The 25,773-nt window shown below is 67.5% G+C and carries 31 protein-coding genes; 12 read left to right on the top strand and 19 right to left on the bottom strand.

Annotated elements, in window-relative coordinates; translation table 11 throughout:
- Nucleotides 1-63: 63 nt before the first annotated feature.
- The 4 genes from MT490_RS04110 to petA all read right to left on the bottom strand — a co-directional run bounded on the left by MT490_RS04110 (nucleotide 64) and on the right by petA (nucleotide 3,428).
- Nucleotides 64-603 carry an adenine phosphoribosyltransferase gene (locus MT490_RS04110; protein ID WP_297384522.1) on the bottom strand — a complete coding sequence of 180 codons (540 nt, stop codon included), beginning with the start codon at nucleotides 601-603 and terminating at the stop codon, nucleotides 64-66.
- Between the two features lie 86 nt (nucleotides 604-689).
- The gene (locus MT490_RS04115; protein WP_297384524.1) at nucleotides 690-1,526 is read right to left on the bottom strand and encodes a cytochrome c1; all 837 of its coding nucleotides are present in this window, start codon (nucleotides 1,524-1,526) and stop codon (nucleotides 690-692) included.
- 15 nt (nucleotides 1,527-1,541) lie between these two features.
- Nucleotides 1,542-2,831 (bottom strand): cytochrome b/b6, encoded by a 1,290-nt coding sequence (locus MT490_RS04120; RefSeq protein ID WP_297384526.1) that lies wholly within the window; start codon nucleotides 2,829-2,831, stop codon nucleotides 1,542-1,544.
- 12 nt (nucleotides 2,832-2,843) lie between these two features.
- Nucleotides 2,844-3,428, bottom strand: coding sequence for a ubiquinol-cytochrome c reductase iron-sulfur subunit (gene petA / locus MT490_RS04125; protein WP_297384528.1), 585 nt, complete (start codon nucleotides 3,426-3,428; stop codon nucleotides 2,844-2,846).
- A 309-nt stretch (nucleotides 3,429-3,737) separates the two neighbouring features.
- Here petA and MT490_RS04130 point away from each other — a divergent pair, with 309 nt between their 5' ends.
- The 3 genes from MT490_RS04130 to MT490_RS04140 all read left to right on the top strand — a co-directional run bounded on the left by MT490_RS04130 (nucleotide 3,738) and on the right by MT490_RS04140 (nucleotide 5,813).
- The gene (locus MT490_RS04130; RefSeq protein ID WP_297384592.1) at nucleotides 3,738-4,187 is read left to right on the top strand and encodes a tRNA (cytidine(34)-2'-O)-methyltransferase; all 450 of its coding nucleotides are present in this window, start codon (nucleotides 3,738-3,740) and stop codon (nucleotides 4,185-4,187) included.
- A gap of 56 nt (nucleotides 4,188-4,243) precedes the next feature.
- Complete coding sequence (hemF, locus tag MT490_RS04135; protein WP_297384530.1) at nucleotides 4,244-5,086, top strand: oxygen-dependent coproporphyrinogen oxidase; 843 nt, start codon at nucleotides 4,244-4,246, stop codon at nucleotides 5,084-5,086.
- Between the two features lie 130 nt (nucleotides 5,087-5,216).
- Nucleotides 5,217-5,813, top strand: a complete 597-nt coding sequence (locus tag MT490_RS04140) for a GNAT family N-acetyltransferase (RefSeq protein WP_297384532.1) — start codon at nucleotides 5,217-5,219, stop codon at nucleotides 5,811-5,813.
- Here MT490_RS04140 and MT490_RS04145 read toward each other — a convergent pair.
- The gene (locus tag MT490_RS04145) at nucleotides 5,780-6,514 is read right to left on the bottom strand and encodes a hypothetical protein (RefSeq protein WP_297384534.1); all 735 of its coding nucleotides are present in this window, start codon (nucleotides 6,512-6,514) and stop codon (nucleotides 5,780-5,782) included. The two genes, MT490_RS04140 and MT490_RS04145, sit on opposite strands and share 34 nt — an antisense overlap.
- On the bottom strand, nucleotides 6,511-7,341 hold the full coding sequence (locus MT490_RS04150; RefSeq protein WP_297384536.1) for a hypothetical protein: 831 nt from the start codon (nucleotides 7,339-7,341) through the stop codon (nucleotides 6,511-6,513). Before MT490_RS04150 ends, MT490_RS04145 begins: the two co-directional genes overlap by 4 nt.
- A 101-nt stretch (nucleotides 7,342-7,442) precedes the next feature.
- On the opposite strand from MT490_RS04150, the gene lipB reads away from it, so the two are divergent.
- From lipB to MT490_RS04165, 3 genes are all read left to right on the top strand, one after another.
- A complete protein-coding gene (lipB, locus tag MT490_RS04155) occupies nucleotides 7,443-8,087 on the top strand; it encodes a lipoyl(octanoyl) transferase LipB (RefSeq protein ID WP_297384538.1) in 645 nt (214 codons plus the stop codon).
- 108 nt (nucleotides 8,088-8,195) lie between these two features.
- Nucleotides 8,196-8,444: a hypothetical protein gene (locus tag MT490_RS04160; protein ID WP_297384540.1), complete on the top strand. Its 249-nt coding sequence runs from the start codon at nucleotides 8,196-8,198 to the stop codon at nucleotides 8,442-8,444.
- Between the two features lie 91 nt (nucleotides 8,445-8,535).
- Nucleotides 8,536-9,276: a hypothetical protein gene (locus tag MT490_RS04165; RefSeq protein ID WP_363321724.1), complete on the top strand. Its 741-nt coding sequence runs from the start codon at nucleotides 8,536-8,538 to the stop codon at nucleotides 9,274-9,276.
- Between the two features lie 179 nt (nucleotides 9,277-9,455).
- Here MT490_RS04165 and queE read toward each other — a convergent pair whose 3' ends face one another.
- The 7 genes from queE to MT490_RS04200 form a co-directional block, all read right to left on the bottom strand.
- Entirely contained in the window at nucleotides 9,456-10,088 is a 633-nt protein-coding gene (queE, locus tag MT490_RS04170; RefSeq protein ID WP_297384542.1) for a 7-carboxy-7-deazaguanine synthase, read from the bottom strand.
- A complete protein-coding gene (gene queC / locus MT490_RS04175; protein ID WP_297384544.1) occupies nucleotides 10,085-10,768 on the bottom strand; it encodes a 7-cyano-7-deazaguanine synthase QueC in 684 nt (227 codons plus the stop codon). Before queC ends, queE begins: the two co-directional genes overlap by 4 nt.
- A gap of 141 nt (nucleotides 10,769-10,909) precedes the next feature.
- Nucleotides 10,910-11,311 carry a hypothetical protein gene (locus tag MT490_RS04180; RefSeq protein ID WP_297384546.1) on the bottom strand — a complete coding sequence of 134 codons (402 nt, stop codon included), beginning with the start codon at nucleotides 11,309-11,311 and terminating at the stop codon, nucleotides 10,910-10,912.
- 90 nt (nucleotides 11,312-11,401) lie between these two features.
- Nucleotides 11,402-12,325 (bottom strand): Hsp33 family molecular chaperone HslO, encoded by a 924-nt coding sequence (locus MT490_RS04185; protein WP_297384548.1) that lies wholly within the window; start codon nucleotides 12,323-12,325, stop codon nucleotides 11,402-11,404.
- A 153-nt stretch (nucleotides 12,326-12,478) separates the two neighbouring features.
- Nucleotides 12,479-13,396: an ornithine carbamoyltransferase gene (argF, locus tag MT490_RS04190; RefSeq protein WP_297384550.1), complete on the bottom strand. Its 918-nt coding sequence runs from the start codon at nucleotides 13,394-13,396 to the stop codon at nucleotides 12,479-12,481.
- A 143-nt stretch (nucleotides 13,397-13,539) separates the two neighbouring features.
- A complete protein-coding gene (locus tag MT490_RS04195) occupies nucleotides 13,540-14,736 on the bottom strand; it encodes an aspartate aminotransferase family protein (RefSeq protein ID WP_297384552.1) in 1,197 nt (398 codons plus the stop codon).
- 153 nt (nucleotides 14,737-14,889) lie between these two features.
- Nucleotides 14,890-15,732 carry an ABC transporter permease gene (locus MT490_RS04200; protein ID WP_297384554.1) on the bottom strand — a complete coding sequence of 281 codons (843 nt, stop codon included), beginning with the start codon at nucleotides 15,730-15,732 and terminating at the stop codon, nucleotides 14,890-14,892.
- 52 nt (nucleotides 15,733-15,784) lie between these two features.
- On the opposite strand from MT490_RS04200, the gene MT490_RS04205 reads away from it, so the two are divergent.
- On the top strand, nucleotides 15,785-16,438 hold the full coding sequence (locus tag MT490_RS04205) for a GcrA family cell cycle regulator (protein WP_297384556.1): 654 nt from the start codon (nucleotides 15,785-15,787) through the stop codon (nucleotides 16,436-16,438).
- A 197-nt stretch (nucleotides 16,439-16,635) separates the two neighbouring features.
- Here the strand turns inward: MT490_RS04205 and MT490_RS04210 are convergent, their stop codons facing one another.
- Nucleotides 16,636-17,067: a CBS domain-containing protein gene (locus MT490_RS04210; RefSeq protein WP_297384559.1), complete on the bottom strand. Its 432-nt coding sequence runs from the start codon at nucleotides 17,065-17,067 to the stop codon at nucleotides 16,636-16,638.
- A 335-nt stretch (nucleotides 17,068-17,402) separates the two neighbouring features.
- Between MT490_RS04210 and MT490_RS04215 the strand changes: the two genes are divergently transcribed.
- The 5 genes from MT490_RS04215 (at nucleotide 17,403) to MT490_RS04235 (ending at nucleotide 22,222) form a co-directional block, all read left to right on the top strand.
- Nucleotides 17,403-17,564 carry a hypothetical protein gene (locus tag MT490_RS04215; RefSeq protein WP_297384560.1) on the top strand — a complete coding sequence of 54 codons (162 nt, stop codon included), beginning with the start codon at nucleotides 17,403-17,405 and terminating at the stop codon, nucleotides 17,562-17,564.
- Nucleotides 17,565-17,579: 15 nt separating this feature from the next.
- Entirely contained in the window at nucleotides 17,580-19,559 is a 1,980-nt protein-coding gene (parE, locus tag MT490_RS04220) for a DNA topoisomerase IV subunit B (protein ID WP_297384563.1), read from the top strand.
- A 220-nt stretch (nucleotides 19,560-19,779) separates the two neighbouring features.
- Complete coding sequence (locus MT490_RS04225) at nucleotides 19,780-20,298, top strand: sigma-70 family RNA polymerase sigma factor (RefSeq protein WP_297384564.1); 519 nt, start codon at nucleotides 19,780-19,782, stop codon at nucleotides 20,296-20,298.
- Nucleotides 20,295-20,867 (top strand): hypothetical protein, encoded by a 573-nt coding sequence (locus MT490_RS04230; protein WP_297384566.1) that lies wholly within the window; start codon nucleotides 20,295-20,297, stop codon nucleotides 20,865-20,867. The genes MT490_RS04225 and MT490_RS04230 overlap by 4 nt, the downstream gene beginning before the upstream one ends.
- A 32-nt stretch (nucleotides 20,868-20,899) precedes the next feature.
- The gene (locus MT490_RS04235; protein WP_297384568.1) at nucleotides 20,900-22,222 is read left to right on the top strand and encodes a serine hydrolase; all 1,323 of its coding nucleotides are present in this window, start codon (nucleotides 20,900-20,902) and stop codon (nucleotides 22,220-22,222) included.
- 248 nt (nucleotides 22,223-22,470) lie between these two features.
- Here the strand turns inward: MT490_RS04235 and MT490_RS04240 are convergent, their stop codons facing one another.
- The 5 genes from MT490_RS04240 to MT490_RS04260 all read right to left on the bottom strand — a co-directional run bounded on the left by MT490_RS04240 (nucleotide 22,471) and on the right by MT490_RS04260 (nucleotide 25,755).
- Nucleotides 22,471-22,725: a hypothetical protein gene (locus MT490_RS04240; RefSeq protein ID WP_297384569.1), complete on the bottom strand. Its 255-nt coding sequence runs from the start codon at nucleotides 22,723-22,725 to the stop codon at nucleotides 22,471-22,473.
- Nucleotides 22,712-23,248: a GNAT family protein gene (locus tag MT490_RS04245; RefSeq protein ID WP_297384570.1), complete on the bottom strand. Its 537-nt coding sequence runs from the start codon at nucleotides 23,246-23,248 to the stop codon at nucleotides 22,712-22,714. The genes MT490_RS04240 and MT490_RS04245 overlap by 14 nt, the downstream gene beginning before the upstream one ends.
- Nucleotides 23,245-24,036: a LysR family transcriptional regulator gene (locus tag MT490_RS04250; RefSeq protein ID WP_297384572.1), complete on the bottom strand. Its 792-nt coding sequence runs from the start codon at nucleotides 24,034-24,036 to the stop codon at nucleotides 23,245-23,247. Before MT490_RS04250 ends, MT490_RS04245 begins: the two co-directional genes overlap by 4 nt.
- 115 nt (nucleotides 24,037-24,151) lie before the next feature.
- Nucleotides 24,152-24,550, bottom strand: coding sequence for a Co2+/Mg2+ efflux protein ApaG (apaG, locus tag MT490_RS04255; RefSeq protein ID WP_297384595.1), 399 nt, complete (start codon nucleotides 24,548-24,550; stop codon nucleotides 24,152-24,154).
- A complete protein-coding gene (locus MT490_RS04260) occupies nucleotides 24,550-25,755 on the bottom strand; it encodes an aminotransferase class I/II-fold pyridoxal phosphate-dependent enzyme (RefSeq protein WP_297384574.1) in 1,206 nt (401 codons plus the stop codon). The genes apaG and MT490_RS04260 overlap by 1 nt, the downstream gene beginning before the upstream one ends.
- Nucleotides 25,756-25,773 lie beyond the last annotated feature (18 nt).

A 25,773-nucleotide genomic window follows, 5' to 3' on the forward strand; every position in this document is an offset into this window, starting at 1 on the left:
CCTGGTGGCGCAACGCTGACAGCTAACGGATTGAAAACGTGGCGGCGGAAGCGATGTTCCGGCTCAGTGGCCGTCGAACGCCACCAATGCGTTGACCGCGATGCCGTCGCCGCGCAGCGCGTCGGCGCCGCCCAGTTCGGGCAAGTCGACCACGAACGCCGCCTGGATCACCTCCGCGCCCGCCTTGCGCAGCAGCCGCACCGCGGCGCGGGCGGTGCCGCCTGTGGCGATCAAATCGTCGACCAGCAGCACGCGCGCGCCGGGTGCGCAGGCGTCGGCGTGGATCGCGATCCGGTCGTTGCCATATTCGAGCGCATAATCCTCGGCGATCGTCGCGCCGGGCAGCTTGCCGTCCTTGCGCACGAGCAGCAGCCCGGTGCCGAGCCGCACCGCCACCGCCGCGCCGAACAGGAAGCCGCGCGCCTCGATCCCGGCGACGAGGTCGACTCTGCCCTCGACCTGCCCGGCGATGCGCTCGATCGTGAGCTGCAGCCCCTCGGCGTCGAGCAGCAGGGTGGTGATGTCGCGGAACATGATCCCCGGCTTGGGGAAATCGGGGATCGTGCGGATGCGTTGCCGGATATCGTCGTTGTCGCTCGCCATGGCTCGCTCCCGTCCAGAAAAAGGAATCCCGCCGAAGCGCTGGGCCGCGGCGGGATTCCGTCAGTTCAGCGATGTCGGCGTATGCCTCAGTGCTTCACGCCCCGCCACACCGTCAGATACGCGCCATAAGCCAGGCCCGTCGCGATCAGCAGGAAGAGCACCACCGCAACGCCCGCCGCGTGGCGACGCTCCATCGTCGGCTCCGCGGTCCAGACGAGGAACGCCGCGACGTCCTTCGCCATCTGGTCCTTGGTCGCACGCGTGCCGTCCGAATAGGTGACCTGGTCGTCGCCGGTCAGGGGCGGCGGCATCGAGATGTTGAGGTTCGCGAAATAGGGATTGAAGTACATGCCGTCGGGCGTCTTCGCGAAGTCGGGGAACTGCTTGACGTGCTCCGCGCTCGGCTTCTCGTCATAGCCGGTGAGCAGCGAGTAGACGTAGCTCGCGCCGCCATGCCGCGCCTTGGCGATCAGGCTCAGGTCCGGCGGCGTGCCGGTGCCCGGATAATAGACCTTGGGGAAGCGGTCCGACGCCAGATTGTCGCGCTCGCCCCAGGTGCCCGCCTTGGGATCCTGCACGGGCTGCTTGATCGGCCAGTCCTTGGCGATCTTCTTCACCTCGGCCTCGCTGTAGCCGAGCTGCTGGAGATCGCGGAACGAGACGAGGTTCAGCGAGTGGCAGCTCGCGCAGACCTTCTCATAGACCAGGAAACCGCGCTGGATCTGCTGGCGGTCGAATTTGCCGAAGGGACCGTCCGAGGCGAGCGAGAGCTCGCGCGGATGGTGGTGCATCACTTCCTCGGCGGTGGGCTGCGGTGGTTCCTTGATCAGGCCCGTGATGGTGCCGATCAGAGCGAGGAACAGAACGAAGATGAAGCCCAGACCGATCAGGAACTTGATCGAGCGCATGAACAGCGGAAGCATTTTCTCGTTTCCCCTTTACGCGCTCAGCGCCGTTTCGCTCATCCGCGAGCCGCTCTTGTCGCCCAGCACCGCCTCGGTGATCGAGTTGGGCAGCGGCTTCGGACGCTCGAGGCGCGAGATGATCGGCACGATGATCAGGAAGTGCGCGAAATAATAAGCAGCGGTGATCTGGCTGGTGATGACGACCCCGGGCGTCGCCGCCGAGCCGCCGCAATAGCCGAGCACCAGCACGTCGAGCACCAGCACCCAGAAGGCGATCCGGTACAGCGGGCGATAGTTCGCCGAGCGCACCGGCGACTTGTCGAGCCAGGGCAGGAAGAACAGCAGCAGGATCGAGCCGAACATCGCGACCACGCCCCACAGCTTCGCCGGGATGATGAAGTCCGCGGTGAAGGCGCGCAGGATCGCGTAGAACGGCCAGAAATACCATTCGGGGACGATGTGCGCCGGGGTCGAGAGCGGGTTGGCCGGGATGTAGTTGTCCGGGTGGCCCAGCAGGTCCGGGTAGAAGAAGATCAGCGTCGAGAAGACGATCAGGAACACGCCCACCCCGAAGCCGTCCTTCGCCGTGTAGTACGGGTGGAACGGAACGGTGTCCTGCTCGCCCTTCACTTCCACGCCCGTGGGGTTCGACGAACCCGGGATGTGGAGCGCCCAGATGTGGAGGATCACGGCGCCCGCGATCACGAAGGGCAGCAGATAGTGGAGCGAGAAGAAGCGGTTGAGCGCGGCGTCGTCCGGCGCATAGCCGCCGAGCAGCCAGACGCGGATCCATTCGCCGACCACCGGGATCGCCGAGAAGAAGCCGGTGATCACCTGCGCGCCCCAGAAGCTCATCTGGCCCCAGGGGAGGACATAGCCCATGAACGCGGTGGCCATCAGCAGCAGGAAGATCACCACGCCGATCAGCCAGACCATCTCGCGCGGGGCCTTGTACGATCCGTAATAGAGGCCGCGGAAGATGTGGATGTAGACCACCAGCAGGAACATGCTCGCGCCGTTGGCGTGCGCGAAGCGGAGGAACCAGCCGGCGTTGACGTCGCGCATGATCGTCGCGTTGATCGATTCGAACGCGCCGGCAGCCGACGAGTGGAAGTGCATCGCGAGCACGATGCCGGTGACGATCTGGACGACCAGCGCCACCCCGGCGAGCACGCCGAAGTTCCAGAAATAGTTGAGGTTGCGCGGCACCGGATAGCCGGCGCCGACGGCGTTATAGACGAAGCGGGGCAGCGGAAGACGGCTGTCGATCCACTGCATCACCGGATTCTTGGGTTCGTAATGGCGTGCCCAGGGGAAGCTCATCTGCGTCTATCCTCAACCGACCACGACAACAGTGTCGGACGTGAATTCATATTCGGGGACCGCGAGGTTGGTCGGCGCGGGGCCCTGGCGGATACGGCCGGCAGTGTCGTAGGCCGAGCCGTGGCAGGGGCAGAAATAGCCGCCGAACGGTCCGCGATTCTCGCCCTCGCCCGCGCCCAGCGGCACGCAGCCGAGATGGGTGCACACGCCCAGCGTGATCAGCCAGTTCTTCTTGCCCTCCTTGGTCCGCTCCTCGAGCGTCTGCGGGTCGCGCAGGCTCGACACGGGAACCGCGTCGGCCGCGGCGATCTCCGCCGGGGTGAGGTTGCGCACGAAGAGCGGCTGCTTGCGGAAGCTCGCTTTGATCGCCTGGCCCGGCTCGATCGCCGAGACGTCGAGCTCGGTGGTCGACAGCGCGAGCACGTCGGCCGAGGGGTTCATCGAGTTGATCAGCGGCAGCAGGGCGACGCCTGCGCCCACCCCGGCGAAGGAAACCGCGGCTACCTTCAGATAGTCGCGGCGGCGCGGGTTCTCGATCACTTCGCCTGGAGGGACCACGGTCTGGGTCGGGGAAACACCGTCTTCAAGCGTTGCCATGCATCAGCCCTTGCACTTCGAAAACAATCCGCGACGACCGCGCGGGTAAACAGGACGCGGGCGCATGCGCACCCAGAGCCGCCCGGTGCCCCCGGTGGCTTGGGCGGCCTGATAGACGTGGGCATGCGGCTTTGCCAACAGGGATTTTCGCGCGCGCAGCGCCCCTACCCCGTCACCCCCGCGAAAGCGGGGGCCCATCTCCCAAGGTCGCAGCACAACGCTCCGGCCATGGCGCGCGGATCGTGTCGGAGATAGGCCCCCGCTTTCGCGGGGGTGACGATGGTGAAAGCCACGGCTAAGCCGCGCCTCATGCGCCTCGCCCTGTTCCAGCCCGAGATCGCCGGCAATGTCGGCGCCGTCCTTCGCATCGGCGCCTGCTTCAGCGTCGGCATCGACATCATCGAGCCGATGGGATTCCCGTGGAACGACAAGGCCCGCAGGCGATCGGCGATGGACTATGACGACAAGGTCCAGGTCACCCGCCACGCCGATTTCGATGCTTTCAAGGCGCGTGTGCCGGGCCGGCTGATCCTGTTCACCACCCGTGGCGGCGTACGGCTGCCCGAGGCGACATTCCAGCCGGACGACACTTTGCTGTTCGGGTCGGAAAGCGCCGGCGTGCCCGATTTCGTCCATCACGGCGTCGATCTGGCGGTGCGCATCCCGCTCGCTGCGGGATTGCGCTCGCTCAACCTCTCGGTCGCCACTGGGATCGCGGTCGCCGAGGCGCTGCGCCAGACCCATGGCTGGCCGGCCTGACGCGGGACATTCTGTCCACTCGACACGCCTCCCCGCCCGCCCCTACTAGGTCCGCCATGCAAGAGCTCGACACCCAGCAGCACGCCGCCCGCATCTGGTTCGAATCGCTGCGCACTTCGATCTGCGCCGAATTCGAGGCGATCGAGGCCGAGGCGGGCTCGGACGCGAGGTTCGACTATCTCGCCTGGGATCGCACCGATCCCTCCGGCGCGCCCGGCGGCGGCGGGGTCCGCGGAGTGATGAAGGGCAAGGTGTTCGAGAAGGTCGGCGTCAACGTGTCGACCGTGGGCGGCGCGCTCGAGGGCGATTTCGCCAAGACGATCCACGGCGCGGGCGAGGATCCCAGCTTCTTCGCCACCGGGATCAGCCTCGTCGCGCACATGGCCAATCCGCATGTGCCCGCGGTCCACATGAACACACGCTTCCTGTGCACCACCAAGCGCTGGTTCGGCGGCGGCGCGGACCTCAACCCGCCGATCCCGGTGGAGGAGGACACCGCCGAGTTCCACGCCACATTCAAAGCCGCCTGCGACGCGCACGATCCGGCGCATTATCCGCGCTTCAAGCAATGGGCCGACGACTATTTCTACATCCCCCACCGCAAGGTCCATCGCGGCGTCGGCGGGATCTTCTACGATCACCTCGAAGGCGATTGGGATGCCGACTTCGCCTTCACCCAGGATGTCGGACGCGCGTTCCTCGACGTCTTCCCGCGCATCGTCCGCCGCCGGATGGACACGCCCTTCACCGAGGCGGACAAGGCCCGCCAGCTCGAATGGCGCGGCCGCTATGCCGAGTTCAACCTGATCTACGATCGGGGTACCCTGTTCGGGCTCAAGACCGGCGGCAATGTCGACGCGATCCTGATGAGCCTGCCCCCGATGGCGACATGGGGGTGACCCCACACCGTCACCCCCGCGAAAGCGGGGCCCCATCTCCTGCGGGCAGCCCGGACCACGACCGTGGTGATTGGTGCCGGCGTGGGGAGATGGGTCCCCGCTTTCGCGGGGATGACGAAGGGAGGCGCGTATGCCTCTGACCCCCGTCGCCGACGACCAGATCGCGACGATCGTCACTTCGCTCGAGATGCGAGCGAAGCCGCCGCTGCGCCCTGCCCCGCCCTCGCCGCTGAAGCTCACCCACTGGCCCGCGCCGGCCAGCGACAAATACAGGACGCTGTTCCGCCGCGTCGGGGAGCCCTGGCTGTGGTTCTCGCGGCTGGTGCTCCCCGAGGAAGCACTGCGCCGCATCCTCGATGACGCGCGGGTCGAGGTCTATGCCGCCACCGACCGCGCCGGGATCGAGCTCGGCATGCTCGAGCTCGACTTCCGCGTCGAAGGGACGTGCGAGCTCTCCTATTTCGGGCTCGTCCCGGAGCTCACCGGCCAGGGTAACGGCAATTGGCTGATGGCGCAGGCCCTCGGGCTCGCCTGGCGCAAGGGCGTCGACCGCGTCTGGGTACACACCTGCACGCTCGACCATCCGGCCGCGCTCGGCTTCTACCGGCGCCACGGCTTCGTGCCCTACAAGCGCACCGTCGAGAGCTTCGCCGATCCGCGGATCGCCGGCGTCCTTTCACCGGACGCCGCGCCTCACGTCCCGGTGCTGGGCTCCGCGCGCCGATAGGCCGCGACGCGCAGTAATGCGAGCGCGGTCCAGGCGAAGCCGCCGATCAGCGCGGTGACGAGCAGCGACACCAGCTGCATCCAGTTCGCACCCGCGAGCGCCGCGAGGCCACCGATGACGGCCGTCGACACCATCACCAGCAGGATCGTGACGACCATCGTCGCGCCGGCCGCGGCGAGGAGCGTCAGCCAGCCGAAGCCCGCGCTTCGCCGCCAGCCCTGGCGGAAGGCATGGATCGGTCCCGCCTCGGGCGTTGCGGCATAGCTCGGCCCCGCGAGCCAGGTCCGGCCGAAGGCAAACAGCCCGGGCAGGATGAACAGCGAGCTGCCGATGCTGAACAGCACGCTCCCGATGATGCTGATGCCGAGAAAGGGCAGGAAGCGGCGCAGCGCGAGCAGCAGCACCTCGCCCAGCGTGCGGCCATTGCCCTGGAGAAGCAGGTTCAGCACGGCGAAGGTGCCGAATTCGATCATCACATTGGCGAGGAAGATGGGCAGCAGGTTCGCGGCATAGAATGCTGCCACGGCTTCGCGGATCTGCTCCGGAGCGGTGTCGCCGGGAAAGTCGCTATAGGCTAGCAGCAGCACGATTCCGAGCATCGGCACGACGAAGAACACACCCGCGATCGGCGCGAGCAATTCGCGCTCGCTGCGCCAGAGCGCCCGGGCGTCGGCGAGCACGCCGGCAAGGCTGAGCGTCATGCGCCGGCTTCGGTGTGGCGCAGGCCGGCGTCGGCAGTGAGCGCGAGGTAGAGCTTGGCGGTGAAGGCGGGCGGGATCACCATGAAGGCGGACTGGACCGCCGCGACGACGATCGAGGTCATCACGCTCGCAAGCGTCACTCCGTCCCCGCCGCCCGTGACCAGCGTGAAGACGCTGCCGAAAACCGTCTTGGCGGCAAGCTGCGCCACCCAGCTGACGATCGCGAAGAGCAGGATGACGCCAATGATGCGCAGCGCTGCGCCGCGAGTCAGCGACCAGGACTGGCCGAGCGCGCTCAGCATCCGGTTCTCGCGCACGACAACCGGGGTCGCGACGATCAGCCGCGCGAGCAGCCAGAACAAGAAGACCGCCAGGGCGAGCAGATAGACGAGGATGAAGCCCGCCATCCGCATGCTCATGTCGACATCCTCGCCGCGCGCCATCGCGGTCATGTCGTACCCCCCGGCGGCCAGCGCCCCGGGCACCGGCAGCACCAGCACCGAGGCGACCGCGATCATCACGATCGATACGATCAGCGCCGGGATCAGGCGCCGCGTCGCTATGTTCGCCGCGGTGCGCTCCGAGGCAAGGTCGAGCGCCATCGCCGTGATCGCGAGCGACCCCCATAGCGACACCAACGCGAATAGGAGCTGGAGGACATAGAGGACGATCTTCAGGCCTTCCCCCGCACCGATCATCGCGGCTTCGAAATTGCCCTCGATCGAGGCCGGCACGAAGAAGGTGAGCAATGCGATGGGCACGACGGCGGCGACATTGTCGCTCAGGAACTCGGCGGTCCGGTCCCAGACGGTCCCCATCTTCACCATGACACGCGCATTCCCCATTGGCTCCCGTGACTCCCTGTTAGCCGGGGCCCGACGCATTGCCAATGCTTGCGCAAACGCCCGCGACGGCGCAATCGCGCGGCATGACATCCGATATCGAATGGCGCGTCGAGCCCGGTCAGATCGACTATGCCGAGGCCCTGGCCGCGATGGAAGCACGCGCCGCCGCGGTGACGCGGGGCGAGGCGCGCGAGCTGGTATGGCTGCTCGAACACCCGCCGGTCTACACCGCCGGCACCAGCGCCACCGACGCGGGCGAGCTGCTCGACCCGCGCTTCCCCGTGCACCGCACCGGCCGCGGCGGCCGCTATACCTATCACGGCCCCGGACAGCGCATCGGCTATGTCGTGCTCGATCTGCGCCAGCGCCGCCGCGACGTGCGCTGCTACGTCCATGCACTCGAAGGCTGGGTGATCGCCGCGCTGGGCGAATGCGGGATAGAGGCGTTCCGCGCACCCGGCCGGATCGGCATCTGGACGCTCGACCAGGCGGGACGCGAGGCCAAGATCGGCGCGATCGGCGTGCGGATCCGGCAATGGGTGACGCTCCACGGCTTCGCGGTGAATCTGTCGCCCGATCTCAGTCACTTCACCGGGATCGTTCCCTGCGGCATCGCCGAATTCCCCGTCACCAGCGCCGCCGCGCTTGGGACTCCCATTACAAGCGACCGGTTCGATTCAGCGCTGTCCGCCACATTTTTGCCATTTTTGGCCGCTCTGAGTGCCTGAAGGTCAAATCGAGTCTTGAGGGCTTGTTCCAAACCGACTAATGTCCATCGCGGTTTGGGTATTAACGGCGTATCCGCTGTCCAAATCCACTATCTAGGGAGCTTTTACATGCGTGCAGTCCTTTCCAAGATCGTTGCGGGTTCGATGATCGCCGGTGCGGCCCTTCTGGCCTCGGCGTGCACCAGCAACGAGTCGGCGACCAACGTCACCAACACCACCGAGGTCCTCCCGACCGAGAACGTGACGACCACCGACACGATGGTCACCAACATCGACGCGGCCGCTCCGCTGGACAACGCCGGTGCCGAGGCCAACACCACGGTCACCGAGAACACCACCACGACCAACGCGATGTAATCATCGCGCGTCAGCGTGTTTTGATAGGGGCCGTCCGGGAGACCGGGCGGCCCTTTTCCGTTGGGGCGCGGAAAACCAGCGAAAAAAGGGCTTGGGCGCGGAGTCGAAAGGCCTTAACCACGCGTGGGACCAGCCAAAAGAGGGCGTGATGCTCGTTCCGCGTATCGTTTCCGCGCTGGCCGTGACGGCCGGCTTGTTCATCGCCGCACCGGCATCGGCGCAGTTCTTCCTGAAGCCCGCCAACCTGTCAGGCGGCCGCGTGACCGGCGCCGAGCCGGGCATGACCGGCCCTGCCCTGCCGGGCGCCACGCCCGCCGAGCTCCGTGCCGCCCTGGTGTGGAACCTTCGCGCCGCACTCAACGTGGCGGCGCTCCAGTGCCAGTTCGAGCCGACGCTTCTGACGGTCAGCAACTACAATGCGCTCCTCAAAGATCACGAAGTCGAACTGCGTGAATCTTATGGAACGCTTGAGAAATATTTCATTCGTTCGAACAACACGAAAAAGGCCGGCCAAACCGAACTCGACAAGTTCGGGACCCGCGTCTATTCGGGCTTTTCGACTGTCTCTGGCCAGCTATCTTTCTGCCAGACCGCTGCCGCAATCGGCCATGATGCGCTGTTCAGGAAACGCGGCGATTTTGGCGACCTCGCGCAGGAGCGGATGCGCGAACTGCGCAACAGCCTCGCCTCATGGGGCGAGCAGTTCCGCCGGACGATCGACTATAATTCGCTGACCTACGCGCCGCTGCCGCCCTTCGGCAACGACAAATGCTGGCGCAAGGGCACCTACCAGGCGAAGAAGTGCGGCGCGTTGGTGCTCGCGACGCGATAGGCTGGCGCCAGTTGCCGCCATCAAGCCCCTCCCCTTCAGGGGAGGGGTTGGGGGTGGGGCCTATCCACGAGCGCGGCGCCTGAGGCACTGCCCCACCCCAACCCCTCCCCTGAAGGGGAGGGGCTAGAGAACGAGGCGACCGTTTCCCACCAATAGCCGACGCAGGCCAGCAACCCGCCTCAGCGCAATCCCAGCAACTTGTGCGTCTGGAGCGACAGCCGCCATTTCGGCCGTTCCATCGCCAGCGCGACCGCCGCGCGGATGTTCGCCTCGCCCTCCGCGCTGTCCATCGGCTGGACGAGGAAATTGCGGAAATCCCAGCTTTCCAGCGCCTCGACATCGGTGCCCGGCTGCGGCCAGACCAGTTTGAGCTCGTCGCCCGAACGCTGGACCACCACGCTCCCGGCCTTGGGGCTGATGCACACCCAGTCGATGCCGGGGTGCGCGGGCAAGGTGCCGTTGCTCTCGATCGCGATGCGGAAGCCGCGTGCGTGGAGCGCGTCGACCAGCGCGTCGTCGACCTGCAGCATCGGCTCGCCTCCGGTCAGCACCACGAAGCGGCGCCCGGTCTCCGGACCCCAATGCCCGACCACGGCGTCCGCCAGCGCCCCCGCATCGGCGAACTTGCCTCCGCCCAGCCCGTCGGTGCCGACGAAATCGGTGTCGCAGAAGCTGCACACCGCGCCTGCGCGATCCTGTTCGCGGCCCGACCAGAGGTTGCATCCGGCGAAGCGCACGAACACCGCGCGCGCGCCGGCATTCACGCCCTCGCCCTGGAGCGTGAGGAACATCTCCTTGACGGCGTACCTCATGGGGCCGCCGCGTAGCCCGTCGGATCGGGAACGCCGGCCTCCTCGAAACCCTTGGCGCGCAGGCGGCAGCTGTCGCACAGCCCGCAATGCACCCCGCCCGGCGCGGGATCGTAGCACGACCAGCTCATCCCCAGGTCGAGCCCCAGCCGAAGCCCCTCGCGCACGATATCCGCCTTGGTCATGTCCTGGAGCGGCGCGCGGATATGGAAGGGCTCGCCCTCCACTCCGGCCTTGGTGGCGAGCTCGGCAAGCTTCTCGAACCCCGCGATGAACTCGGGCCGGCAATCGGGATAGCCCGAATAATCGAGCGCGTTGACGCCGATATAGATGTCGCGCGCGCCGGCGGCCTCGGCCCAGCCGAGCGCGAGGCTCAGGAAGATCGTGTTGCGCGCGGGCACATAGGTGACCGGGATGTCGTCGCCCACACCGGCCTTGGGCACGTCGATCTCGGCGGTGAGCGCCGAGCCGCCGAACGCGCGCAGATCGAGCGGGAGCACGACGTGCCGCTCGGCACCGAGCTTCTGCGCGATGCGGCGCGCGGCGGCGAGTTCGACCTGATGACGCTGGTTATAGTCGATCGAGAGCGCGAGCAGGCGATGCCCGTCCTCGCGCGCCCGCGCGGCCGAGACCATCGAATCCAACCCGCCCGAGATCAGGGCAATCGCTACGCTGTCGGTCATTGGGTGCCGCTAGCCGCTTTCGCGCCATGAATCAAAATGGGCCGCCGAGGCGGCCCAGTTGGGGAATGTTGCCAGAGAGGAAATGCTCATGAGGAGCAGCGACGAAGCTAATCGATCGAGGTTAACGAACCGTCACCGCTTTCAGCCGCAGGTGCCGACCCGCCGCGCCTCGAAGCGTTCGGAGAAAGGTGCGCCGTTCGCCACGCCTTGCGTCTCGATATTCACCACGCGCGGCGTATCGACCGAGATGGTGGTGCGGCCATGGCCGTGGCTCGGGCAGGTATAGCGGATCGTCGCCGATCGCGGCGTGTTCTCCATCACGAAATGCTCGCACTGCGTGTTGCCATGCATGATCTGGAGCATCGCGGCGGGATTGCCGAGGCACAGCCCCCGCACGCCGCCATCGGCGGACTTCAATTGCCACTGGCCGCGCTCGATCCCGCCGAGCGCATTCGGCACGGGACCGCGCTGGGCGGTCGCGCCCGCGGTACCGAACAAGAGCAACGCACCCGCAACCGCCGGGCGCACGAGACGCTTCAACACCATAACAACTCCCCGGCCGGGCGGCACTTTCCGGCGCCCCAACGAATCGTGCGCCCCGGTCCGGGAAAGATATGGAAACCCGTGCGGCGATTACAACGGCGACGAAACAAAATCATCAAGTTGCACGGGGAACTTCTTGGAACAGAAGGAACAATCCACGCTGATCGTGCCGTTTTCGTCGGCCATCGCCGCGCGCTCTTCGGCCGGGAACTTGGCGAGCACCTGCGTGATGTACCCCGCGTCGCACCGGCACCCCCGCGCCAGTTCGACCCCGCTCAGCAGCCGCACCTCGGACTCCTCGTTGAACAGCCGCCAGACGAGGTTCTCGAGCGGAATCCCGGCGTCGGCGAGTTCGTCGGCGCCCATGGTCGAGGCGAGCGCCTCGACATGCTGCCATTCGGGATGGTCGAGCCGCGCGTGCAGCCGCTCGCGCCCCGCCTCGCCATCGGGCAGATGCTGGAGGAAGAGGCCTCCCGCGATCAGCTTGCCGTCCGCCCCGCGCTCGACCCCGAGCCGCACGAGGCTGGGGATCTGCTCGGACTGCAGGAAATAGCTCTCCGCCGCCGCACCGAGCGACGCGCCGTCGAGCGGCACGATGCCCTGATAGCGATCCTTGGTCAGTACCTGATCGAAAGTGACCGCGAGATAGCCCTTGTTGAACAGCGCGTAGAGCGACGGGTTCGCACCCAGCGTGGCGAGCCGCTCGGCGTCGAACTGGACATAGCCGCGCAACTTGCCGCCCTGATAGTCGCAGACCAGCAGGCCGACGATCCCGCCCTGGGTCTGCGCCTGGAGCGTCATCTGCCCTTCGGCATCCTTCAGCGTCGCCCCGAGTAGCGCGGTCAGCGTCAGCGCCTCGGCGAGGAGCTTCTCGATCACCGGCGGATAGGCGTGCGCCGACAGGATCTCGTCGAGCACCGGCCCCAGCCGCGCAACGCGGCCGCGGGCATGGCGGTCGGGAATGGTGAAGCCGACGACGCGATCGAGGTCGGTGGTGGGGGCGGTAGCAGTCACGGTCTTTCCTTCGTCATTCCCGCGAAAGCGGGAACCCATCTCGTGCAGACGCCGCGAATTACGTCGGCGGTGATGCAAGAGGAGGGCTGAGGAGATGGGTCCCCGCTTTCGCGGGGATGACGCTAAGATAGTGGCCGGTGCCGCGGCTTCAACTCAGCCGATCTGCCCGAAGCACCAGCGCAGGATCGACTTCTGCGCGTGCAGCCGGTTCTCGGCCTCGGGCCAGATCAGCGACTGCGGGCCGTCGATCACCGCGTCGACCACTTCCTCGCCGCGATGCGCGGGCAGGCAGTGGAGGAAGGCGGCGCCCGGCCTGGCCGCGGTCATCAGTTCCTCGGTCACCTGGAAGGGCATCATCGCCGCGAGCTTGGTCTCGGCATGCGCCTGGCCCATCGAGATCCAGGTATCGGTGACGATCACGTCGGCGCCCTCCGCCGCTTCCTTCGCGGTGCCGACGACGCGCGCCCGGCCCCGCCCGCGCGCGACGTCCGCGTCGCTGGGTTGGAAACCCTGGGGGCAGGCGGCGACCACGTCGAAGTCCATCAGCCCGCCCGCTTCCATGATCGAGGCAAGAACGTTGTTGCCGTCGCCCAGCCAGGCGACCTTGAGCCCGGGCAGCGCGCGCCCGCTCTCGAGGATCGTCAGCAGGTCGGCCATGATCTGGCAGGGATGCGAGGCGTCGGTGAGTCCGTTGATCACCGGCACGCTGGCATATTCGGCCATCTCGACCACCTTCGCGTGATCGTCGGTGCGGATCATGATCGCGTCGCAATAGCCCGAGAGCACGCGCGCGGTGTCGGCGATGCTCTCGCCGCGGCCGAGTTGCATGCTGCCTGCGTCCATCACGATGCTCGTGCCGCCCAGCTGGCGGATCGCCATGTCGAACGAGACGCGGGTGCGCGTCGAGTTCTTCTCGAAGATCATCGCGAGGACATGGCCGGCAAGCGGCGCGTCGGCATCGGCCTTGCCTTTGGGCCAGCCATGGCGCGCGGCCTTGCGGGCGACGGCGTCGTCGAGCATCGCTTGCACGCCGGTGGCGCCGGCGTCCGAAAGATCAAGGAAATGGCGCATCTTAAATCCTCCCCGGCACGGGGAGGGGGACCGCGCCACGAAGTGGCGTGGTGGAGGGGGCCCTCCCCACGCGATTGACCCGGTGGAGAGCCCCCTCCGTCAACGCTGCGCGTTGCCACCTCCCCGTTCCGGGGAGGATCATCTCAATCATCGCTCGGCGGCGCATAGCTGCGCGCGCCCGCGCTCAGCCGCTCGACGCATTCGGCGATATGGTTCTCGTCGATCACCAAGGGCGGCAGCACGCGGAACACGTTCTCGCCCGCCGCCACGGTCAGCAGCCCGTGATTGTCGCGCAGATGGGCCACGAAATCGCGCGCCGCCGCGGGCTCCTTGAGCTTGATGCCGAGCATCAGCCCCTTGCCGCGGATCTCCTCGAACAGGTGATCGTGATTGGGAATCATCTGCTCGAACGCCTGGCGCAGCCGATCGCCCATCTTGGCGACATGTTCGAAGAAGCCGGGCTCGAGCATCACGTCGAGCACCGCCTGCCCCGCCGCCATCGCCAGCGGATTGCCGCCATAAGTGGTGCCGTGAGTGCCGATCACCATGCCCTTGGCCGCTTCCTCGGTCGCGAGACAGGCGCCGAGCGGGAAGCCGCCGCCGATGCCCTTGGCCACCGTCATGATGTCCGGGGTGATCCCGTAATGCTCATAGGCGAAGAACTTGCCGGTGCGCCCGTAACCGCACTGGATCTCGTCGAGGATCAGCAGCAGGCCGTGCGCGTCGCATGCCTTGCGCAGGCCCTGGATGAACTCCATCGTGCCGGCGGTCATCCCGCCTTCACCCTGCACCGTTTCCACCAGGAAGCCCGCGGTCTCGTCGTCGATCAGCGCGAGTGCGCCTTCGAGATCGTTGAACTTCGCATAGTCGAAGCCCGGCAGCAGCGGCTCGAAGCCGTCGCGCATCTTGGGCTGGTCGGTCGCGCTGATCGCACCCAGCGAGCGCCCGTGAAAGGCGTTGCGGAAAGTGATCAGCTTGTGCCGCTGCGGGTTGCCGTTGACATAGTGATAGCGGCGCGCGGTCTTGATCGCGCACTCGATCGCCTCGACGCCCGAATTGGTGAAGAACACCGTATCGGCGAAGCAATTGTCGACGATCCGCTGCGCGAACGCCTCGCCCTGCGGGCTACCGTACAGGTTGGAGACGTGCATCAGCGTCGCCGCCTGCTCCTGGATCGCCTTGGTCAGATGCGGGTGGCCATGGCCCAGCGCGTTGACCGCGATCCCCGCGGCGAAATCGAGATACTGCTCGCCGCGCTCCCCATAGAGGTAGACGCCCTCGCCTCGCACCGGCCGCACACCGCACCGCGGATAGACGGGCATGAGCGGGGTGATAGGCATTGGAACGGTCCTCCTCGGTCGAGAAAAGCTGGGTGGAACTCCAGAAACGCAAAAGGGCGGCCAACCGGACCGCCCGGAGCGGGTGTTTAGGAGCAGCGCCACACCCGCGTCAATATTCCTTTGGCCGGGGGTCATGCCCTGCCGCCATGCCGCTCAGTTCTTGAGGTTCCAGCCCTTGCGCAGCAGCCAGTAGCAGAACAGCCCCAGCACCGCGTCGAGCGCGAGGATGATGAGGCTGCCGGTCAGGATCGGCGAATCCGCGACTCCGAGGAAGCCGTAGCGGAAGCCCGAGATGATGTAGAAGAACGGGTTGAGGTGGCTGATCGTCTGGAAGACCGGCGAGAGCTTGTCGACCGAGTAGAAGGTGCCCGAGAGCAAAGACAGCGGCGCCACCACGAAGTTGGTCACCGCCGCGGCGTGATCGAACTTCTCCGCCCAGATCGACGTGAGCACCCCCAGCAGCGAGAGGAACAGCGCGCCGAGGAAGCCGAACCACAGGATCGCCCAGAAATGCCGCGGCGTCACGTCGACGCCCGGCCACAGCGCCATCGCCAGCCAGACGGTAGCGCCGACGCAGAAGGCGCGCGTCACCGATCCGCCGCACAAGGCCGCGAGCACTTCGCCGGTCGAGAGCGGCGGCATCAGATAGTCGACGATCGTCCCCTGGATCTTGCCGACGAGCAGCGAGAAGCTCGCATTGGCGAAGGCGTTCTGGAGCATGCCCATCACGATCAGCCCCGGCGCGATGAAATCGGCGAAGTGGACCGGGTGCCCCTGCAGCTCGATCGTGCGCCCGCCGCCGCCCAGCGCGACGGTGAAGATCACGAGGAACAACAGGGTCGTGACCGCCGGCGCCCACACCGTCTGGAGCTGCACCTTGAAGAAACGGCGCACCTCCTTGATATAGAGGGTCCGCAATCCTCCCCAGTTCACGTTGCGAATCACCGGAACGCCGGGCTCGGGGAGGCTATGACCGGTTTCGGAGTGGCTGCTCATCGCGTGTTCGCGTAAACGCTGGCCGCGCCGCCCGCAAGTTGAAGGAAGAGACGTGAGCTGGACCGAAGAGCGTATCGATACGCTGAAGAAGATGTGGGACAGCGGCATGACCGCCACCCAGATCGCCGAGGAGCTCGGCGGCGTGTCGCGCAACGCCGTGATCGGCAAGGCGCACCGGCTGGGCCTCCAGTCGCGCCCGTCGCCGGTCAAGCCCAACGAGCCCAAGGTAGAGGCTGCGGCCCCCGCACCCAAGCCGGCCCCAGTTGCTGCACCGGCGCCCAAGGCACCGGTAGCGGCCGCGCCGCGGGCGCCCGCCGAACCCGCGAGCGCGCCGACCGCCGCTCCCGAGCCCCGGCCCGAGCCGAGCGCACCGGTCCTCCGCTCGGTCGGCCCTGGCGGCTTCCTCCGCCAGAATCCCGGCGAGCAGGCCGCGCCGATCGCCCCCGCGCCGCCGCGCCGCCTGGTCCCGGCCAAGCCGAGCGAGGCGATCGCGGGCAAGACCAGCCTGCTCGATCTCAACGACCGCATCTGCAAATGGCCGCTCGGCCATCCCGGCGAGCCCGATTTCCATTTCTGCGGCGACAAGGTGAACCCCGGCTTCCCTTATTGCGTCGCGCATTGCGGTCATGCCTATCAGGCGCAGTTGCCCCGCCGTGATCGCCGCCCCCCGCCCCCGCTGCCCTTCGGCGGCCCGCGGGTGCGCTGACCAGTCTCCTGAACCTCGCATCGCCCCGGACCCTGTTTCCGGGGCGATCGCCATTCGAGGGGTGCCGCCGCCCCCTCTCTACCTCGTCACTCCGGACCTGTTCCGGGGTCCACTTGGCCTCACCGGCAGCGCAGAAACCTCTTGTCCCGCCCTTGCCTCCCCCCAGGGCCAGGACCATTCCCGTCTGCCACCGCTGGTCACATTTGCGAATGATGGGTGCTGGGCCGCGCGACTTCGCAGAGCACGTCCCCCATATGCGCCGCTCCGCCGTCGCCTCTCAGGTCGCTGAGCGACACGATCCCGACCAGCCGTTTCTCCCGGCTCATGACCGGCAGCCGGCGGACCTGGATTTCCGCCATGTTGTTGAGCACGTCCTCGACGTCGTCGTCTTCGCTGCAATAGAGCACTTCCTCGCTCATCACCTCGCCGATCCTGGTGTCCGGACCGAGGCCATGGCCTATCCCGCGAATGGCGATGTCGCGATCGCTGACCATGCCGATCAGCCGGTCGCTATCGGCGACCGGGAGTATCCCGGCATCGATTTCCGCCATGGCGCGCGCCGCCTGCGCCAGCGTCGTATCCGTTCCCACGACGCGCACCTCGCGCGTCATGCAATCGCGTATCTGCATGTCGACCTCCATCTGATTGGGAAGCGGAAGGTCGTACCTCGTCGACGCAGCCCATGGTTCCGGCGCGCCGGAGGCGGAGGAACATCCGCGAAGGCGCGCACACTCGGGCCGTTGCTCTCCAAGGGGCCATCGCTGCTTCCTGGCCCCGCTCTGACGGAGTTTACGCTTCCGGCTCCGGCAATTCGTTAACCTGGGTTGGTATGCATCACCCTTTTGCTGCGTTCCGTGCCGCTGCCGCCGTCTCGCCTTCGGGCGGCGCAGCATTGGTGTTCCATTTTTGTTCTTTTCCGCCTCCCTCCCTTCTGCTAGAGGTCGAGGCAAGGAGGACGTCAGCCATGTACGTACAGCCCGGCGAATGGTCGAACCTTGGCGAACCGCGCGCTTCCGATGCCCAGAGCATCGGCAGCATCCTCGGCGGGATGCGTGAGATCGCCCTGTTGCGGGCGAGAGGGCGTGCCTCCGCCCCGCGCAATGCCTTGCGCCGCAAATCGGCGTGACCCTATACCCCTTGCATGTCTGAAGACCTGTTTGCCGCGCCGGGCGTTCCCTCCGGCACCTATGACGCCTCCTCGATCGAAGTGCTGGAAGGGCTCGAGCCCGTCCGGCGGCGGCCGGGCATGTATATCGGCGGCACCGACGAGCGCGCGCTCCATCACCTCGCCGCCGAGGTGCTCGACAATGCGATGGACGAAGCGGTGGCGGGGCACGCCAACCGCATCGAGATCGTGCTCGAGGCGGGCAACCGGCTGACGATCGTCGACAACGGCCGCGGCATGCCGATCGATCCGCATCCGAAATTCCCGGACAAGTCCGCGCTCGAAGTGATCCTCTCGATGCTCCACTCGGGCGGCAAGTTCTCGGGCAAGGCCTATGCGACGAGCGGGGGCCTGCACGGCGTGGGCATCAGCGTCGTCAACGCGCTCTCGGTCGATACCGTCATCGAAGTGGCGCGGGACAAGCAGCTCTATCGCCAGCGATTCAGCCAGGGGCAGACGCTCGGCCCGCTCGAGCATCTCGGCGGCACTCCCAACCGGCGCGGCACCTCGGTGGCGTTCACGCCCGACACCGAGATTTTCGGGGAGATGCAGTTCAAGCCCGCCCGGCTCTACAAGCTGGCGCGCTCCAAGGCCTATCTCTTCGCGGGCGTCGAGATCCGCTGGAAGTGCGATCCCTCGCTCCTCACCGACGAGACGCCGCCCGAGGCGGTGTTCCAGTTCCCCGGCGGCCTTGCCGACCATTTGAAGGAGCAGATCGCCACCCGCGAATGCGCCACGGCCGAATTCTTCGTCGGGCAGCAGGACTTTCCCGGCGAGAATCAGGGCCGCGTAGAATGGGCGGTCGCCTGGCCCTTGTGGAGCGACGGCAGCTATAGCTGGTATTGCAACACCATCCCGACCCCCGATGGCGGCAGCCACGAGCAAGGCCTCCGCCAGGCGCTCACCCGCGGCATCCGCGCCTTCGGCGAGCTGGTCGGCCAGAAAAAGGCCAAGGACATCACCGCCGACGACGTGATGGTCGGCTCCGAGCTGATGCTCTCGGTGTTCATCCGCGAGCCGCAATTCCAGTCCCAGACCAAGGACCGGCTGACCTCGCCCGAGGCGACCGCTTTGGTCGAGCGCGCGGTACGCGACCATTTCGACCATTTCCTCTCCGACCATATGGACCGCGGCAAGGCGCTGCTCTCCTACGTCCTCGATCGCATGGACGAGCGCCTCCGCCGCAAGCAGGAACGCGAGGTCAAGCGCAAGACCGCGACTTCGGCGCGGAAGCTCCGCCTCCCCGGCAAGCTCACCGATTGCGCCGCGGACAGCCCCGAGGGCACCGAATTGTTCATCGTCGAGGGCGATTCGGCCGGCGGCTCGGCCAAGCAGGCGCGCGACCGCAAGACGCAGGCGATCCTCCCCATCCGCGGCAAGATCCTCAACGTCGCCTCGGCGACCTCGGCCAAGATCCTCGCCAACCAGGAGATCGCCGACCTGATCCTCGCGATGGGCTGCGGCACGCGCAAGGACTGCGACCCCGCCAATCTGCGCTACGAACGCATCATCATCATGACCGACGCCGATGTCGACGGCGCGCACATCGCTACCCTGCTGATGACCTTCTTCTTCCAGGAGATGCCCGATCTCGTCCGTCGCGGGCACCTCTATCTCGCCCAGCCGCCGCTCTATCGCCTCACCGTGGGCTCGAAGAGCCTCTACGCCCGCGACGACGCGCACCGGCTCGAGATCGAGGAGACCGCGTTCAAGGGCAAGAAGGTCGAGGTCAGCCGCTTCAAGGGGCTGGGCGAGATGAACCCCAACCAGCTCAAGGAAACCACGATGGATCCGGCGACGCGCGGGCTGCTGCGCGTCACGCTGCCGCAGGAATATGAGGAGCGCGCCGGCGTGAAGGACCTGGTCGACCGGCTGATGGGCAACAACCCGGCGCACCGCTTCGCCTTCATCCAGGAAAATGCCGCGCGGCTCGACGAGGAAGTCATCGACGCCTGACCCGGCAAGTCTAATCCTCCCCCGGCAGGGGGAGGTGGCATGCGAAGTATGACGGAGGGGGAGGAAGCACGACGGCCAGTGGGTCGCTTACCGCCCCCTCCGTCGCCTTCGGCGACACCTCCCCCTGGCGGGGGAGGATAAGTCAGCCTTCTTTCGATCGCGCTGTAAGAAACTTCCCTCGCGCCCGACTAAACAGGCGAACGGGAGGAAGTGTCACGCGATGCAGGGCGATCGGAACAGCCAAGGCGCGCTCTATGCCGAAGCCGGCGCCCGGCACGCGCCGGCGATCGCCCGCCTCGCCCGCTCGATCGAGGCCGATCCCGATCATGCTCGCGATCTCGAGCAGGAAATCCATCTCGCGCTCTGGCGCAGCCTCGCCGGCTTCGACGGCCGCTGCGCGCTCGCGACCTGGGTCTATCGCGTCGCGCACAATGTCGCGGCCAGCCACGTCGCGCGCGGCACCCGCCAGGCGCGGTTGGTCGCGCTCGACGACGAACAATTGCTGGCCGAGGACGATCCCGAAGCCGAAGTGGGCCACGCCCGCACGATCGAGCGTCTCCACGCGCTGATCCGCCGCCTCCAGCCACCCGACCGCGAAGTGATCCTCCTCTATCTCGAAGGGCTCGAGGCGCGCGTGATCGCCGAGGTCACCGGCCTCGCCGCGGGCACCGTCGCGGTGAAGGTCCACCGCATCAAGGCGTTGCTCGCGCAGCGTTTCCATTCCGGAGAAAAGGCATGACCGATCCCATTGCCGACCTCTGGACGCAGCAGCATCGCGACGCCGTGCCGCCCGACGCGGAAGCGCTCGCCCGGGCCGATGCGCGCTTCCGCCGCCGCATCCGGCGGCGCGACGCGATCGAATATGTCGCCGGGCTGCTCGGCGCGAGCGTGTTCGTCGTTGCGGCGATCCAGATCCCCGATTGGGGCGTCCGCCTCGGCTGCGCCGCGATCATCCTCGGCATGCTGGTCGTGCTGCGCAATCTGTGGCGCCGCCGTCCCAGGGCGCCCGACGCCGCGCTCGGCGCCCCCAGCCTCGCCTTCTACCGCGCGACTCTCGTCGCCCAGCGCGATGCGGTCGCCAGCGTGTGGCGCTGGTACATCGCGCCGCCCGTTCCCGGCATATTGCTGCTCCTGCTCGCGATCCTGCGCGTCTCGGCCGAGCACAGGCCGCTCTGGACCGCGATTCTGGCGATGGTCCTCACGGCATTGCCGGTCGTGGTGGTCTTCTGGGGCATCCATCGCCTCAACCTTGCCGCCGCGCACCGCCTCCAGGGCATGATCGACGCACTCGACCGCGGCGAAGTCTGACGGCTACACTCGCCTCCAAGGGAGATATCGCGATGCGCATCCTGCTGCCCTGCCTCCTCGCCCTCGTGCCCACCGCGCATGCGCAGACGCCGCCCTCCGTACAGGCCGGGCCGGTGGCGCCGGCGCCCGCCTTCGAAGCGCGCGCGAAGGAGCTTGCCACGCTCCTTGCCGACACCGCCGGCTATGACGGCTTCTTCTCGCCCGGCTTCCGCGCCGCCGTCCCGCGCGAGAAGTTCGAGCCGATCACCGCCAGCCTGCGCGACGCGAACGGGCCGATCTCGGGCGTGCGCATCGAGGCGATGGCCACACCCTGGGCCGGCACGCTCGAAGTCGATTACCGCGATGCAGTCGTGACCATGACGATGGCGGTCGACGCCGCCGCGCCGCACCAGGTCTCGGGTCTGCGCGTCACCAATATCAGCAGGCGTGAGAAGAGCCTGGACGAAGTGGCCGCCGCGCTCCGCGCGCTCCACGGCAACACTGGCCTCGCCTTCGCGAAGCTCGGCAGCGGCGCTCCCCAATTGCTCCTCCGTCACCAGGAGGACCGCCCCTTCGCGATCGGCTCCGCCTTCAAGCTGGTCATCCTCGCCGAGCTCGTCCGCGCGACCAACGCCGGCGAGCGCAAATGGGACGATCTGGTCACGCTCGACGGATCCGAGTTGCCCGGCGGCGGCTATACGAGGAAGCCCAAGGGCACGCAGGTGAGCCTGCGCGAGCTCGCGACGCAGATGATCTCGATCAGCGACAACAGCGCCACCGACATCCTGCTGAGGACGCTGGGCCGCGAGAAGGTCGAGGCGATGCTGCCGGTGGTCGGCGTCAGGGATCCGGCGCGCAATCGCCCCTTCCTCGCCACGCTCGAGCTGTTCAAGCTGAAGGGGATCGAGGCGAACGACCTCGCCGGCCGCTATCTCGCGCAGGGCGAGGCCGGCCGCCGCCGCATGCTCGAAGGCGAAGTCGCGAACGTGCCGATGTTGCTGATCAAGCCGAGTCTGTTCCGCGACGGCAAGCCGGTGCTCATCGAGCAGCTCGAATGGTTCCTGTCGCCTGCCGATCTCGTGCGCGTGATGGACTGGCTGCGGCGCAACACCGAAGGACCCAAGGGCGCCGATGCGCGCGCGGTCTTGTCGAAGAGCTCCGGCATCCCGCCGGCCGCCGCCGGCAAGTGGCAATGGGTCGGCTACAAGGGCGGCTCGGAGCCCGGCGTGATCAACATGACGCTGCTGCTCGAGGCGAAGACCGGGGATTGGTACGTGCTCACCGCCAGCTGGAACGATCCGGCGCAGGCCGTGACGGACGCGCGCTTCGCCAGCCTGATCACGCGTGCCGCGGAGCTGGCGGCGCCCGGGCCGTAGCTCGAACACGCAAACAGCGAGGCCGTTCTCGATTGCCTCTTCTCCCTCTCCCCTTGTGGGAGAGGGAGGGAGCCGACGAAGTCGGCGGAAGGAGCATCGGGTAAACAGCGCCCCGCGCTGTTTAGCCCATGCCGGGGGCATGGGCGACCTGATGCTGGGGAGTGAGACTCAGTCCCCCTCACCCTTCCCACTCGATTTCATCGAACGGGCCCCTTCCTTCTCCCACAAGGGGAGAAGGAGTTTGTCCGCTAACTCCGCATCCGCAGCCGATGGTACGCCGTCCGCGTCGAGATCGCGGCGATCACGATCAGCACGCCGATCCCGAGCACGCCCACGCCCAGCCACAACGGCACGGCGTCGATTCCCTTGCGCTGTGCCAGCACGAGCAGCGCGCCCGCCAGCGACAGGCCGATGCCCGCCCGCCGCAACCCCAGCGCCACGCCGCGCAGTTCCTGCCGGTAGGCGGCGCACTGGGCGGGGTCCTTCAGGTCAGGCGGTGCCATGCCAATCCTCGCGCAGCAGGCCGTAGAGCGTCGTGTCGCGCACGCCGATATGCGTTTCCCATTCGGCGCGGAGCACGCCTTCGAGCTTGAAGCCCAGCTTCTCGAGCAGTCCGCGCGATGCCGCATTGTCCGGATCGGTATCGGCGAAGACGCGGCGCTGCCCCTCGGCGAAGATCCGATCGATCACGCAGCTGACCGCTTCGGCGGCGATCCCGGCTCCCCAATGCGGCCGGGCCAGCATATAGCCGATCTCGCTGACATTGCCCTGGCGCTTCTCGCCCGCCGCGACGAAGCCGATCGCCAAGTCGTCGCCCTTCAGCGTGATCGCCCAGGTACGCCATTCAGGCGCCTCCTTCGCCAGGTCCGCACGCGTCTGCTCGATCGAATCGTGCGGCCCGCTCGACCACCAGCGCATCAGCTCGTGATCGGCGAAGGCCGGGTGAAGCGCCTCGGCATCGTCCGGGCTGCGCGGACGCAGCCGCAGTCGCGCGGTCTCCAGCACGGGGATATCGCGCGGCGTCACGATGCCAGCGCGTCGACCAGCGCCTTGACCTTCTTCTGCCGCCATTGCGGCAGCGGCGCGACCAGCCAATAGCCGAGCCGCGACGATTTGGGCTCGCCCAGCGTCACCACCCGCCCGGCGGCGATGTCGGCGCGGGCGATGAGCTCGGGCACCGTCGCGCGGCCCAGCCCCTCGGCCGCCGCGTCGAGCGCGAGCCCCGCATCGGCAACGCGGACCAGCGATCCCGCATCCTCGGCCAGGCAGCCGGCCCAGGCGATCGGCGTGTCGGCGCCGCCGCCCGGCCGCTCGACGGTGACCATGCCGTCGCTCTCCAGCGCCTCGCCCTCATGCTCGCCGGGGCCCTCGCCCCAGCGGATGGCGAGGTCGAGATTGGCCTCGGTGAAGTCGAGCGCCTCGTCGGCGGGCACGAGCATGAAGCGCAATTCGCCGTCGGCGCGCGCGATCTCGGCGAGCCGCGGCATCAGCCATTTGGCGGTCAGGTCGCGCGGCGCCGCGATGGTCAGCGACTTGGACGACTGCCCCGCCTGCATCGCGCGCACCGATTCCTCGAACTGGAGGAACCCCGCGCGCAGCGCCGCGAGCCCCGCCTCGGCCTCGGGGGTCAGCTCGAGCCCCTTGGTCGTGCGGCGGAAGAGCACCACGCCCAGAGTGTCCTCCAGCGCGCGGATCTGCTGGCCCACCGCGGCGGGCGTCACCGCCAGCTCGTCGGCGGCGCGGGTGAAGGAAAGGTGCCGCGCGGCAGCGTCGAGCACGCGCAGGCCGTTGAGGGGGAGATGGGTCCGCTTCATGCCCGCGCTCCCTTTTCAAAAGCCGTCACCCCGGCGAAAGCCGGGGCCTCAGGCCACAAGCGCGACGCCCGAGGCACGCGGTCCCGGCTTTCGCCGGGATGACGGTCCATCCTGATCATCCCGTCACCGCCGGCGCAACCAGCGCGAATTTTGGGATCGCCACGTCGAACGCCGCGCCGTCCTCGCCGATCATGTGATAGCTGCCCTGCATATATCCCGTCGGCGTCGAGAGCGGGCAGCCCGAGACATAGTCGAAGCTCGCGCCCGGCTCGATCATCGGTTGCTCGCCCACCACGCCCTCGCCTTCCACCGAATGCCGCGCGCCGCGCCCGTCGGTGATCACCCAGTGGCGGGTGAGCAGTTGGACGGTGAACGGCCCATTGTTCTCGATGCGGATATGATAGGCCCAGAACCAGCGGCCGCGCTGCGGCTCGGACTGTTCGGGCAGATAGGAGACGGAGACGCGCACCACGATGCCGCGGGTCTCGGCCTCGTCGGTGAACAGCGCCTTCATCACAGGCCGGCGCGTCCCAGGGCCTGGTCGAGATCGGCGATCAGGTCCTCGGGATCCTCGAGCCCGACATTGAGGCGCAGCATGCCTTCGGTGACGCCCATCTCGATCCTCTTCTCCTCGGCGACGCCCGAATGCGTCGTCGACGAAGGATGCGTCATCAGCGAGCGCGAGTCGCCGATATTGTTCGAGATGTCGATCAGTTCGAGCGCGTCGAGCAGCGCATGCGCCTGGCTGCGGCCCTCGACCTCGAACGAGAAGATCGGGCCGGCATCGTCCATCTGCCGGGTGAACAGATTGTGCTGCGGATGGCTGGGCAACGCCGGGAAGTTGATCCTGGGCACGCGGCCTTCGAGGAAGCGCCCCACCTTGAGCGCGTTCGCGCTCTGCCGGCGGATGCGCAGGTCGAGCGTCTCGAGCCCCTTCAACACCACCCAGGCGTTGAACGGGCTCAGCGTCGGCCCGGTGTTGCGCGTGAAGGGCAGCAGCGTGTTGTTGATGAAATCCTCGCTGCCGGCGACCGCGCCCGCGAGCACGCGTCCCTGCCCGTCCATCATCTTGGTCGCCGAATAGGCCACGACGTCGGCGCCATAGTCCATCGGCCGCTGGAGCGCGGGGGTGGCGAAGGCATTGTCGACCACCGTCGTGATCCCGCGCGCCTTCGCGATGCCGCACACCGCCTCGAGATCGACCACGTCCATCGTCGGGTTGGCGGGGGTCTCGAAGAAGAAGACCTTGGTGTTCGGCCGGACCGCGTCCGCGAATTGCTGCGGATCGCGCGCGTCGACGATCGTGGTCTCGATCCCGAACTTGGGCAGCAAGGTGTCGGTCAGCCAGCGGCACGAGCCGAAGGCGGCACGCCCGCCGACCAGATGGTCGCCCGCTTCGAGCTGGCAGAGCAAAGCCGCGGTCATCGCCGCCATGCCCGACGCCATCGTCCGGCACGCCTCGGCGCCTTCGAGCAATGCGATCCGCTCCTCGAGCATCTGCACCGTCGGGTTCTGGAGGCGCGAATAGGTCATGCCCTGCTGCTCGCCCGCGAACCGCGCCGCGGCGTCGCCCGCGCAATCATAGGCATAGCCGGAGGTGAGGAAGAGCGCCTCGCTGGTCTCGCCGAATTCCGATCGCATCGTGCCGCCGCGGATCGCCTGGGTTGCGGGCTTCCAGTTGCGGGTGACGCTACGGTCCTGACCTGTACGACGCTTCATGGTTTCGCTTTGCAAGGG

The sequence above is a fragment of the Sphingomonas sp. genome (assembly GCF_026460985.1).
In the GTDB taxonomy this organism is placed as follows: domain Bacteria; phylum Pseudomonadota; class Alphaproteobacteria; order Sphingomonadales; family Sphingomonadaceae; genus Sphingomonas.